The 12,396-nt window shown below is 67.8% G+C and carries 7 protein-coding genes; 1 reads left to right on the top strand and 6 read right to left on the bottom strand.

Features of this window, described 5'->3' with window-relative positions; genetic code table 11:
- Positions 1-35: 35 nt before the first annotated feature.
- The 3 genes from ACFFCN_RS09995 to ACFFCN_RS09985 form a co-directional block, all read right to left on the bottom strand.
- Positions 36-983, bottom strand: a complete 948-nt coding sequence (locus ACFFCN_RS09995; RefSeq protein ID WP_375491203.1) for a hypothetical protein — start codon at positions 981-983, stop codon at positions 36-38.
- A gap of 145 nt (positions 984-1,128) precedes the next feature.
- The gene (locus ACFFCN_RS09990; RefSeq protein WP_375491202.1) at positions 1,129-1,836 is read right to left on the bottom strand and encodes a lysophospholipid acyltransferase family protein; all 708 of its coding nucleotides are present in this window, start codon (positions 1,834-1,836) and stop codon (positions 1,129-1,131) included.
- A gap of 437 nt (positions 1,837-2,273) precedes the next feature.
- The gene (locus tag ACFFCN_RS09985) at positions 2,274-3,035 is read right to left on the bottom strand and encodes a hypothetical protein (protein ID WP_375491200.1); all 762 of its coding nucleotides are present in this window, start codon (positions 3,033-3,035) and stop codon (positions 2,274-2,276) included.
- A 634-nt stretch (positions 3,036-3,669) separates the two neighbouring features.
- Between ACFFCN_RS09985 and ACFFCN_RS09980 the strand changes: the two genes are divergently transcribed.
- On the top strand, positions 3,670-5,169 hold the full coding sequence (locus ACFFCN_RS09980; protein WP_375491198.1) for a lipopolysaccharide biosynthesis protein: 1,500 nt from the start codon (positions 3,670-3,672) through the stop codon (positions 5,167-5,169).
- On the opposite strand, the gene ACFFCN_RS09975 is transcribed toward ACFFCN_RS09980, so the two are convergent.
- From ACFFCN_RS09975 to ACFFCN_RS09965, 3 genes are all read right to left on the bottom strand, one after another.
- A complete protein-coding gene (locus tag ACFFCN_RS09975) occupies positions 5,166-6,326 on the bottom strand; it encodes a glycosyltransferase family 4 protein (RefSeq protein WP_375491196.1) in 1,161 nt (386 codons plus the stop codon). The two genes, ACFFCN_RS09980 and ACFFCN_RS09975, sit on opposite strands and share 4 nt — an antisense overlap.
- Positions 6,323-7,498 (bottom strand): CDP-glycerol glycerophosphotransferase family protein, encoded by a 1,176-nt coding sequence (locus ACFFCN_RS09970; protein WP_375491194.1) that lies wholly within the window; start codon positions 7,496-7,498, stop codon positions 6,323-6,325. The genes ACFFCN_RS09975 and ACFFCN_RS09970 overlap by 4 nt, the downstream gene beginning before the upstream one ends.
- 323 nt (positions 7,499-7,821) lie before the next feature.
- The gene (locus tag ACFFCN_RS09965; RefSeq protein ID WP_375491219.1) at positions 7,822-12,258 is read right to left on the bottom strand and encodes a beta strand repeat-containing protein; all 4,437 of its coding nucleotides are present in this window, start codon (positions 12,256-12,258) and stop codon (positions 7,822-7,824) included.
- Positions 12,259-12,396: the final 138 nt, after the last annotated feature.

The raw sequence follows: 12,396 nt of genomic DNA, 5'->3' as shown, positions 1-12,396 counted from the left end.
CCCGGCCACTGCCGGCTCCGCCTCAGTCCGAGGGCTCAGACTCGGTATCGCTGGAAGTAACCGCCGGGCGGGTAACCGTATTTCTCGATGTCGTCCGGTGCCACGAAGTTGAACCGCTTCGCGGGCCGCTCGACAGCCTCGGGCCAATTGAGGATCGGCCTCTCGTGGACGCGCAGGATCGCAGAAAGCACGGCAGAAACGTCCATAGACGAATCGACCGGTAGAGGATCCTCGATCCGGATCGTCTGCACTTTCCCGCCGCGATGCGCGGTGACCGGAACGAGCGCCGCACCGGTTTCCTTCGCTAGCCGTGCAGCACCCGAAGCCGCTTTCACGGGTCGCCCCAGAAATGTTGTCGGGGTGGAACCGGGCAGATCACTCGCGATTGCAATGACGTCGCCGGCCCGGAGCATGTCACACATCGTCGTGTACACGCCGCTCTCCGCAACTAGCGCGCGAACACCGTTGCTGCACACCGTCGCGATGTGCTGGCGGGCCCGCAGGTCACCCCAGCTCATGGACGACGGGGTGCGGTACCACTTGTCGCCAACTATGTGCAGAGATATCCCATGTCGGTTGATCGAGGGGAACACTCCGCCGTACTGACCGTGGTGCATGAAGTTCAAGATCACACCTCGACCCCCGGCATGCGCCGCTCGGAGAACGTCCAATCGCTGCACTGGCATTGCTGTCGTGAGCCAGGGACGGAAAGCCATCTCGTCTCGGCGCAGTGTCTCGTACATGTATTGCCGACCAAGCTGGTCGAAGTCGTACTGACTGCCGGTGTGTCGGAGCAACACCTCCATCTGATCGCGGGCGTCCGTCTGGGCGCGCGGGTCCGCGGTCCACCACCGCTTCGCACGCCACCTGGCGTAGGAGCTGCCGGCCTGACGAGGAGCCAACCGGTGCACGGCGGGCTTTGCGAAGATGCGCAGGCGGAGCTTGGCTGGCATTCGAGCCGCGTTCTGTTCGGTCTCGGTCACGAGAAGGATCCTCCCGCCTCCAACGGCAATTCTGGGGGGCGGGCTCGCTGCATAACGAAGACCGTACTTGTGACGCCGAGGAGCGCAACTGCGGAAGGCCGCGTTGGCCGCACCGCAGCGAGGATCCGCGCCGGCGCGGATGCGCTCAGACGCGGTAGCGCTGGTAGTAACCGTCGGGCGGGAAGCCAAACCGTTCCACGTCTTCAGGCCGCACGAGGCCGAACCGCTTCGCCGGCCAGTGGTACGCCTCGGGCCACTCACCGACGGCGCTCTCCTGAGCACGGAGGATCGCGGCCAGCACAGTCGAGACATCCATTGCAGGGTCGACCTGCAACGCGTCCTCGATCCGTAGTATCTGAACCCGACCACCTCGGTGCACGGTGACAGGAATAATCGGTGCGCCAGACGAAAGAGCGAGGCGCGCAGCACCCGAGGCCGTCTTCACCGAACGGCCCATGAACGTCGTCGCCGTATTGCCGGCGACATCGCTCGCTATCGCCACGATGGCGCCGGCCGCCAGCATGCGGCCCATGACAGCCGACGCCCCGCTTACGGCAGGAATCACACCAACCCCATGGCTTCCGACGACCTTGACGTGTTGCCGCCAGAAGCGACCGTTATAGGTCGGCGTGTTCTGCGTGTGCAGCCACTCAGCTATCGCGACGTGAAGCTTCAGCCCGTGACGGGCGATTGAGGGGAAGACGCCGCTGTATTGGCCGTGATGGGCGAAGCTCAAGATCACGCCACAGCCTTGCGCATGGGCTTCCCGCAGAACGTCCAGACGTTGCACCGGCAGGGCCTTAACGAGCCAGGGACGCCACATCAGCTCGTCTCGACGCAGCGTCTCGTACATGTAGCGTCGACCAAGTTGCTCGAGGTCGAGCGGTCGACCAGTGCACCCGAGCAGCATATCCATCTGGTCCCGGGCGTCAGCTCTCGCCCGCGGGTCCGCCGCCCACCAGCGGTTAGTCCGCCATCTGGCGTACGCGTCGCCAGCTCGCCGAGGAGCCAGTCGGTGGACGACGGGTTTTGCGAAGAGGCGTAGGCGTAGCGCGGTCCGGGCCGGAGTTGCAGCCCGTTTGTCTTCAGCCGCGAGGACAACCTGCATCAGTTCAAGATCTGTGGATCGCGGCCTGCTTGCATGCCACACACCGTACTTACGACGGCATGGCTTGCAACCGCAAGCCAGAAATCTCACGCTTTGGGCACTGCGCCGAAACGCCACCGGCTGTATTCAGTCGGGCTTCGCCAGCAGCCCGACGCGGATGGTCGACGCAGGGAAACGCCGTACTACAGCCAGACGCCCGGCTTTACGTGTCTTGCTATCACCCGCGCCATGTACTTGGCCCGTTGCGTAGGACTTCCGTACGACGCACCGTCACGCCCACGTACGCCGCTGATCCGCGGCTCGTAACGCAGCCTCGGTGTAATGGGTTCGCCGGCTTCGATGAGCGTTTCGATATGCGCGGACATGGTCTGCTCGCCTGTGTATCCGACGCCGGCCCTGATGGCTTCTGTCGCGTCTTCCAGGTAGCGCCCGTAGCCGGCTCGGGTGAACGAGTAGGCGTAGGTGTCGCACCAGGCGTGGGGTCGTCGGCGCACGTTGATGTAGAGATCCGTGGTGGGTGCTGTCGCGACTAGATGCTTCATGTTCCGCACGATGTAGCGGCCCGTGACTTTCCATACCTGCTGGTGGGCGTCGAGTGTCATCAGCGCGGGCACCGAACCCATGGCGACGCGAACGATGTGTGCCTCACCGGCGCTGCGGCCAGCTTCCGGATCAATCGGTGGCACGTTGAGGGTGGTAAGACGATCCCGCATGTCGTGGCGGTCCGCGATTGCCTCGATGGCGCCGAGGTCTGCACCCGAGTTCTCCGCAAAGATCACTGCCGAGAATGTTTGCGGGATGAGCGGGAAGTAGAACGCGGCGGACTTCAAGTATTCGTCGAAGCGCTCCGTCGGGTTGCGGCGCACCAGCGTGCTCATGGCGGGGTCAGGCGTGACCGTCGCTGTCATCAGCAGGACAGGCAGCGTGCGGTCAACAGGCTTCATTCGCGGGCTCCCTCGCGATGGCAAATGTCTTCTTCCCGGGCTTGGCTGCGGGCAGACTTTCCCGGCGAAGACCTGAAGGGCCAGGTCGGACGGCCTCTACACGCGCAGTGCTCAGGTCGGACTTGCCCACTAAGTACACAACACGCCTCAGACCGATAAGGAGGAGCAGCCGGGGCTGAGTGAGCTGCGCCACCGACGCGTCACGATTACGGTTGAACGGGGCCACGGTTCCCAGGCTTCGCAGTCGGGCCGGTCTCGCGTGCCCACAGTAGGGGCGGATGCAGTGACTACCCGCCTAAAGCGACAACGTTTGCCAGTGATCAACGGCAGATCAAGCACTTGCAGATACCGCGGTTCGGTGTCGGATAGCGGCTTCACACCGTCGGTGCGCTCGGACCTGTAATGCGCTTGCTGGACACCTTTTCGGAGCAGGCGCTAAAGCTCGGCTGAGATCACGCGTTACGCCGCACACGGTCGTCGGCTACGATCCAGTGAGCCCCGAGCAACGCGCAATGAACATCGCTATCGCAGCTTGGACTAGGTCAGTAACCGAGCCAACACGCCCGCGACCCGAAAGCTCTCGGAGTTAATGCCAGCCCAGTCTCGCAGGCGTCCGCTGCCCAGGCACCGCCCGTTGCCTGCTCGCGACCGGCCTGTAGCTCTCGAATCCCGCGCCGACACCGGCTTCAAAGCTCGCGGGGTGCGTGGGTTCTTGTGGACCGGTGGTCAAACGCTGGTAAATCAGACGTTGAGCCTTCTCGGGTTTGTGATCCTTGCTCGCTTGTTGGATCCACATGACTACGGTATCGCCGCCACTGCGAACGTGTTTGTCATTGTGCTGTCCACGCTGGCGGCAGCCGGGTACAGCCAAACCTTGGTCCAGAAGTCCGAGGTGGACCAGCGCGATTACGACACCACCTTTTGGATCGGGCTCGGTACCAGTTCTGTGTTGGCCGTTTCCCTCTGTATCGCGGCGTGGCCGTTGGCCGACATCTATCGCCAACCGCAGTTGCGTCCGGTATTGCAGGTTCTCTCTGTTGCGTTGGTGTTCGTCGCATTGGGCAGCGTGCCACAAGCTATATTGCAACGCGACCTAGGCTTTAAGGTGCTCGCTCGGGTGTCGATGTTCGCAAACGTCGCCGCGACCATTGTGGGCATCTCCTTCGCATTTCTGGGCTTCGGCGTGTGGTCACTGATCGTCCAGACCGTGCTGAGCCTCGCCCTCAGTTCTGCTGGCGCTACGTGGCGTAGCGGGTATCGACCCGGCAAGCAGTTCGACCCGACCCGGTTCAAAGGTTTGTTTGCCTCGAGTAGGCACTTCATGGGCGTGAGCCTGCTTTCCGCTCTCAACGGTCGAACCGACGACTTCCTGATCGGTGCGGTGTTGGGCCCGGTCGCGCTAGGTATCTACTCGGTCGCCTACCGAATTCTGACCGTCCTGGTGGAGGTGTTCGGAACGACGATTCAAAGAGTCGCCTTCCCGGTCTTCAGCCGCCTGCAGGGAGACAAGCAGAGGTTGATGACCGCCTACCGCTCTGCAGTTCGGATGGGCGCACTGGTCGGCATGCCGGTCTTTATCTTCTGCCTCATCGCGGCTCCCGAGATCGTGCAAGTTGTGTTCGGCCCGCAGTGGGCGAAGAGCGTGCCCGTGATGCGCATTCTGTGCTTGTTCGGCGCGCAGCAGGTCATCTTCAGCTATAACGGCGCACTCATGCAGGCCGTTGGCCGCGCGCGACTTGTGTTCCGGATGGGACTGGCGAGCACCCTGCTGCAGGTTGCCGCGTTCGCGGTCGCGGTTCCGTTCGGCATCAAATGGGTCGCCGCGTCTTTCGTCATCCGGGCGTATCTCACGATGCCGATCTGGCTTTCCACGGTCGCGAAATCCATCGGGACGACGGTCTGGGCGACGCTGCGCGACATCGCCGGCCCGATCGTGAGCGCCGCGATCATGCTGTGCACAACGTTCCTCGCGGAGCCGTCGCTCGACGGCTTGTCTGCGACGATCCGGCTCGTCCTGCTCGGACTCATCGCTGCGAGCTCGTACCTCGCCGCGCTGCTGCTGTGTGCACGATCGGTGGTCTTTGAGGCGATCAGCTATGCGCGCGTGCTTGCCCCGAGCAAGTCGGTCGCCTAGCCCGTCGTGTCGTCTGCTCCGGTGCGTCCTGCTCGTGCCACGTGTTGTACGAGGTCGGACAAGACGCGGGTGTTCTTCGCGGCGTCGTAGTGTTCTTCGACCCGGCGGCGCCCCGCGCTGCCCAGGGCGTGGCAGCGGCGCAGGTCGTGGCTGAGCTCGCGCAGCGCCTGACCCAGCTGCTCGGTGTCGCCCGGATCGACGAGTACTCCGCCGTCCCCGACCATCTCCGGGATGGAGCCCACGCGTGTCGCCACGACGGCGGCGCCACACGCCATCGCCTCCAGGACGACCCAGGGCACTGCGTCCACGGACGTCGGGAGGCAGAAAATGTCCGCGCGCTGGAAGAGCGCTGCGATCTCCGAACTGCCCGGTTTGCCGCGGTGCTGGGTAAGCCCGGGCGTTGCAGGGAGCTCGACGCTGGTCACCACGTCGAGCGTGAGCGTGCGGCCGAGCTCGCTCCCCACGGCGTCGAGCAGCGCAGGTCCGCCCTTGCGCTCCCAGTTGGCGCCCACGAACAGGATGCGCGCCGGCCGGTCGTCGGCCGACCGTTCGCCCAGTGAGAAAGCGGCTGTGTCCAGCCCCGGATGGACGGTCTGCACGTTCGCGTCCGGTGCGAGTTCCGTCAGCCGGCGGCCGACGGTCTGAGTCCACGCGATGACCAGCGGCGCGCGTCGAAGGGCACGACGCTCGAGCACGACGATGGGCCGCAGGTGAGCCGGGGTGCGTGCACCAGCCGGCACGCCGTGGGTCATGCGCGACCAGTCGATCAGCGGCGTGTCCACCGACAGGACGCACGGAACGCGGCGCTGCAGTCGTCGGAGCGTGAGGGCCACTTGATGCGTGGTGATGTGCACGACGTCCGGTTGCTGCCCCGTCACCGCTGCCCGGATCGCGCGACGCGACACCCAATTGCGCAGTAACAGAAAGCGGACGGTCCAGAAGTTCAGTCCACGCAGCCGCGGAACGGACTTCAGGAACCGTCGTTCCGTCCGGGTGAACGGTCGGATGTCCAGCCGCAGCGGGTCGACGGTTTTCTGATCGAGGCCCGTGGCGAGTGCATGCTTGACCCGGACGTGACCCATCGCGGAGTCGGCGAGCGCGCGGCCCTGGTCGACGAACAGGACGCGCAGGCGTCCTGGTGCGGGCGTCGAGGTCACGTTTCCCATACTTCTTGCACGACGCGCTGGGCCGCGTGACCATCCTCCAGATGACAAAAACGGTCGCGGAACGCGGCAAGGTTCCGCTGAGCGTCGGGCGACGTGTGCAACCCCTCAGTGAGAGTGGTGACGACCTGGTCCGTGGTGCGCACGACGACGCCCGGGGGCTCCTCGGTCAGGTCGAAGTAGACGCCGCGTTCACGCTCGTACTCCTCCCAGTCCGGCGCGAAGATCACGATCGGCTTGTCCAAGATCGCGAAGTCGAACATGGCCGACGAGTAGTCCGTCACGAGAACGTCAGCAGCAATGTAAAGCTCCTCGACAGAGGGATAGGCGCCGACGTCGACGAACCTGCCCGCCCTGCCGGCATGCGCGCCCGACGACGTATAGCGGTGATGGGGTCGCCACAGGGCCACCCATTCGTCCCCGAGCCCGGCGAGCAACCGATCCCGATCGAGTCGATCGACGTGGGTGTCCTCGTCGTCACGATGGGTGGGCAGGTAGAGCAGGACCTTGTCGCCCGCCTCGAGCCCCAGGGCTTCCCGGTAGCGCTGACGGTCGTCCGCGGTGGCGCGCGAGAGAACATCGTTGCGCGGCTGTCCGGTCAGCAGGGTCCGGTAGGTGCCGGGGAAGCTGCGGCTCCAGATCTCCGCCGCGTAGGCGTTGCCAGCGATGGAGAAGTCCCAGCGCGCACACCGAGTTCGCAGCGCGTCGAGATCATGCGGAGCCGTGGCCAGATCCTTGCCCTGGAGGTCGAGCCCCATGCGCTTCAGCGGCGTTCCGTGGTGTGTCTGAACATGCAACGTGTCAGCACGTTTGACGAAGTAGTTGGGGAAGTTGACGTTGTTCACCAGGACTCTCGCCTGCGCCAGTACTCGGTAATACGCGGGGCTGCCGGCGACAACGAATTCGACGCCGGCCGGCATGTTGTTTGCATGCTCCCTGTCGACGACCCACACTCCCCGGAAACCGGAAACCGTCTGCGCGGCACGTTCGTAGATCGCGGCGGGATTGCAGCCGTACCCGCGGTACCAATACGTGGCGAACACCGCAAGGGACGGGTCCACCGGCCGTCGCCGCAGCCAACGGTAGAGAACGCGTTGCAGCAGAATGCGGCGGACGGCACCCAAGCCGCTGCGGCCGACGAGCGAGCGAATGGCACTCAACTGCACACGCCACAACGTTTGTCGTCCCTCATGCTTGCCCTCCGGTACACCGATCTGCGATCAAAGTTGGGCGCGACGTCGATCGTCATTCGGCAAATGTTTCATTTTCGCTGCTGGACTGGAGCGCATGTACTGGTGGGAAATGACACTCATCGTATGGGTTGGCCTGTCTGCGCCGACCGCGGTGCTCATCGGAAAGGTGCTCGGCTCCGCGGAGAACGAGACCGCCTCGGCGGCCGCCGTGACGGCCGGTCGGCGCCGGGGATTGGCAGCGGCTGGGGCGGCCAACCCGTAGGTCGGCGGCTGCCGGGCACCGAACTCGCTCGGACTCAGATGACGCGGGCGCTGCGGGACGGGCTGAAGGACGTCGCGTACCGCGAGTCGCCGCTGACGACGACGCGGTAGGTCGCCGTCCCGCGATGTCGGCTGGTGACCGAGAACGTGTACGCACCCGCGCCCATCGTGTGGTGCGTCACCGTCACCCAGCCGGAGCCCGACCGGCGCTGCAGGTAGGCGATCCGTCCTGTCGGGTTGGGTGAGGCAGACACCCGCACGTGCAGGACGTGGCCGGCGCGGACCCGCGTGGCCGACGCCAACGACACCGCGCGCTGCACGGAGATCCGCGCGGTGCCCGACGTCGCTACGGCGTAGGGGCCGGCGGCCGCGAACACCAGCCGCACCTGCACCGAGTACGGCGGCCTGAACGACGTGAACGAGACAGCGCCGGTCGAGGCCGTCCGCGCACGTGCCGACAACGTGCTCCACGCACCGGTGCTGGTGATCGGTCGGTACTGCAGCGAGACGAGTTGACCTGGGGCGGCGCGGCCGTGCGAAGTGAGCGTCGCAGTCACCTGATCCGCCGACCCGTACCGGACGGTGCCCGTCACACGGGGCGCTGACACAGCGGTGACCGAGCGCGGGATCGCCGAAGCGGAGATGGCTGGCGCACCGGGGCCGACCTGGTTCGTCGCGACGATGCGGAACGCGTACGCGATGCCGTTGACCAGTCCGGTGACCGTGCACGACGTGCCGGCCGCGCTGCACGAGTGGCCGGCGCCGTCCGACGCCGTGTACTCGAGCGCGCCCGCGCCGCCGTCGTCGAGCGGCGCGCTCCAGCGGACCGTCGCCGTGCCGTCCCCGGCGCTGACGCTCACCGCACGTGGCGCGGACGCGACCGTCGCGGGCAGGACCAGTGGCTCGGTGGTGCGTGCGGCTGTGCCCAGGCCGGCCACGTTGCGGGCCGCGACCTGGAATGTGTAGTCGACGCCGCGTTGCAGGTTGCTGACCGTCGCGTTCGTCGCGGTGCCGACGTCGGTCGCGGTGGCCGGGACGCCCTTGACGAGTGGCGTGACGACGTAGCCGCTGATCGCCGAGCCGCCACTGGACGTGGGAGCCGTCCAGCTGACGAGCGCGGTGTTGACGCCGCTGCGCACGGCCGTGACGGCACCCGGCGCGGACGGCGGCCCGGTGGGTGTGGTGGCGGCGGCGCCGGTGGCCGAGGCGGGGCCGGCGCCGATGCGGTTCGCGGCGGTGACCGTGAACGTGTACGCCGTGCCCGGCGTCAGATTGTCGACGACGCAGGCCGTCGCGGTGGTGGTGCACGCGCCGCCCGGTGCGCCGCTGACGGTGTAGCCGGTGATCGCCGCGCCGCCGGTGTCGGCAGGCGGCGTCCAGTCGACGAGCATCCGCGTCGCCGAGGTCGGCCGGGCGGTGACGTTCGTCGGCGCGCCCGGCGTGCCGGCCGTCGTGACCGCAAAGCCGCTGCTCAGAGCAGCACGCTGCGTCGCGTTGTAGGTGGTGGAGTTGCCGGCCGCGTCGACGACTGTCAGCGAGTTGAGCGTCCACTGCCCGGGGTCGGCACCGGGCGGCAGCAGCGCGCTGCCGGTGAACGTTAGCGCCCCCGCCGTGCCGGCGTTCTTCGACGTCAGCGACGGCGTGAGCGTCCGGCCGCCCGGCGACGTGAACGTCGCACTCACCGACGCGACGCCCGACTCGCTGTCGGTGGCCGTGGCGCTCACCGAGACGCGTGGGTCGGCAGCGTCGGCGGTCAGCGCCGACGGGCTGACGCTCAGGGCGGTGACCGCCGGCGGGGTGTTGTCGGCAGTGCTCGTGATGCTCAGCGTGCCGCCCGCGCCGAGGTGCGCCGCGTCGACGGTTGCCGTGTTGCCGGCCGCATCCGCCACGGACAGCGCAGCCGACCACGTGCCCGAGTCGAGGTAGCGCGGGAAGGTCAACTTCGCCTGCCACCAGCCGTCGGCGGCCGTCCCGGCGATCAGCTGCAGGGCACCGCGAAGCGCCTGTTGGCCGCGCGGGCCGGTGACGCCGACCGATGCGCTCGCCACGCCGGACGCGTCGGTCAGGTGCACCAGCGCCGCCGCGTCCACCGCGCCGGCCGAGGTGTTGAGGGTGCCCGGCGTCAGCGTGAACGACGTCGCGCCCGGCGGGGTGGTGTCGGTGCGGCCGGTCACCGACACGACGTGCGTGCCGCCGAGGCCGGTCAGCGCGGCGCCGGTGTAGGTCTGCGTGTTGTGCGCTCCGTCGGTGACGCTCAACGTGGTGACGGTCCAGGTGCCGGTCGTGTTGGTGGCCGGGAGCTGGACGTCGACGGGCACGGTGGCGGTTGGCGACGGCGTGCCGATGCTGCCCGTGCCGGTGATCGTCCGGCCGCTCTGGTCCGTCAGGGAGAGCGACGCGGACAACACGCCCGCCCCGCCGTGGTCATCACCGGCCGCGACGTCGAAGGTGACCGGCGCGCCGGCGCTCACGTCAACCGAGGACGCGCGCGCCGCCACGCTCGTCGCGCTCGGCGCGGTGGTGTCCGCGGCCGCGGCGACGACCACGGTGCGCTGCAGAGCGCTCGGCAGTGACGTCGCGTCGTAATCGGTCTCGTTGCCGGCCGCATCGGTGACGCTGGCCGACACCACCCGCCACGTCCCCGCCTCGGCGAAACGGCCCAGCGACTCGTGGTCGAGGAACGTGCCGTGCACCGTGTCGCCGGACGCGGGTGGTCCGGTGAAGGCAAACAGCACGTCGTCGCCGGACGGCGACTCGAGCGTCACGTCGGCGAACGCGACGCCGGACGCCGTGCTGCCGGAATCGTCGACATCGAGCGTGGCCGTCACCTGCGGGGCGCCCTGGCTCGCGTCGACGCTGGCCGGCGTCAGCTGCAGCGCGGAGATCGTTGGCTTGCTGGTGTCGGCGCCGGCCGCGGTGACGGTGAACGACGTATGTGCCGTCACAGTCGGTGTGAACGTCTGCGCGTTGCCGGCCCGGTCGGTCAGCGTGACGCTCGCGACGTGCCAGCCGCCGCTGGCCGGCGCGGACAGACTCGCGGCGAACGCGACGGTGCCGTTCTTCGCCGTGCCGTCGACGAGTGCGCCGACATCGTCGGTACGTACGACCGCGGTCTCGTCGGTGTCGGGGGTGCCGTCCGGGCCGGCGAAGACGACGTCGGCCTCGGCCACGCCGGAGACGTCGTCGGCGAAGCGCACGTGCCCGACCACGCTCGCCGAGCCGTCCGGGTTCGCGCTCGTCGACACCTGCGACGGACCGACGTCGACCGAGGTCAGCGTCGGGGCCGCGGCGTCCGGCGCGGAGCTCACGTGCAGCTCGGCGCTCGGCGGCGGCACGTCCGAGATGTCGTAGCCGCGGTCGTTGTCCTGCGCGTCGCGGACGTCGGCGTAGGCGAGCGTCCAGGTGCCGCTCTCGCTGCGGGCCGGCACGTCCACCGAGACGTTCCAGACGCCGTCCTGCGCGGTACCGAAGTCCGGTGCGCTGCCGAACGAGCCGAAGGCCGTCTGCGTCCCGTCCGGCGAGGTGAAGGTCAGCGAGCCGTCGGTGACCCCGGAGAGGTCGTCGGTTGCGTGTACCGGCACGACGACGCTGACGTCGCCGCTCGAGGTGTCGACGACGGCGCTCGGCGGCGTGACTGCCGTGATCCTCGGTGCGGCGCTGTCGGTGGTGTTGTGCACGGTCACCGCGGCGCCGAGCCCGGTCGTCTGATTGAGCGCGTTACCGACGGCGTCGTGCGCGGTCAAGGCGGAGATCGTCCAGGTGCCGGCCGGGTCGTGCGGGGTGAACGGTTCGTCGGCCGCCCACATGCCGTCCTGCGCGCTGCCCGATGTCCGGTCGAGGGGGACCGGCGTCGTGCCGCCGGCCGGGTTCGTGAGGACGACCGTCGCGTCGGTGACGCCGGACAGCGCGTCGGTGAGCCGCACCGCGAGGTGCGTGTCCTGGCCGGCGGACGTGGTGTCGAGGCTCGACGGCGTCAGCGACACGGTGCCGGACATCACCGGCGGTTGGCTGTCAGTCGTGGCCACGACGGTCAGTGACGCGGACGCGGTGGTGGTGGCCGACTTGTTGGCCACGTCGGTCAGCGTCACGGTCGGTGTGTAGGTGCCGGCCGGCGTGCCCTGCGGCACCGGGACGGTCAGGTCGTAGGTGCCGTCGACGGCCGTGCCGGCCACGCGCTGGTCGCCGCTGAACGAGACCGGGCCCAACGTCGTCGTGCCGTTGACAAAGGTCAGCGTGCCGGACGCGAAGCCGCTCTGCGTCGCGGTGGGGCTGCCGCCGGTATCGACGATGCGGGTCACGACGGTGGCGCTGGCGTCCTGGTACCCGTCGTCCACCGTGCCGGGGACGATCGTGAAGCTGGACACGGACGGCGGGGTGACATCGCCCGACGCCGCGAAGGCCGGGGTCGCGGCGAGGGTCAGCGCGAAAGCGAACGCGCAGCCGGTGGTGACACCACTGACCAGGGCTCGCATGCGCACGGCGGGACTCCGAACATCGCCCCGCGCTCTGTCACCGGCAACGTGCCCAATCTCACGAGAATCTAACAAGCATCGTCGACCGGACGCCGGCTATCGAAGTATCGGCGTCTCTACTGCCGTCGCAAGACGACG

The sequence above is a fragment of the uncultured Jatrophihabitans sp. genome (assembly GCF_964246335.1).
Lineage (GTDB): Bacteria > Actinomycetota > Actinomycetes > Mycobacteriales > Jatrophihabitantaceae > Jatrophihabitans.
Note: the sequence above shows the minus strand (reverse complement) of the source record. Positions and strands in the feature narration are given on the sequence as shown.

Bases quoted from the DNA above. Each gene is read 5' to 3' on its own strand.
- ACFFCN_RS09985 (WP_375491200.1), bottom strand. From the start codon at position 3,035: ATGAAGCCTGTTGACCGCACGCTGCCTGTCCTGCTGATGACAGCGACG.
- ACFFCN_RS09965 (WP_375491219.1), bottom strand. From the start codon at position 12,258: ATGCGAGCCCTGGTCAGTGGTGTCACCACCGGCTGCGCGTTCGCTTTC.
- ACFFCN_RS09990 (WP_375491202.1), bottom strand. From the start codon at position 1,836: ATGTACGAGACGCTGCGTCGAGACGAGCTGATGTGGCGTCCCTGGCTC.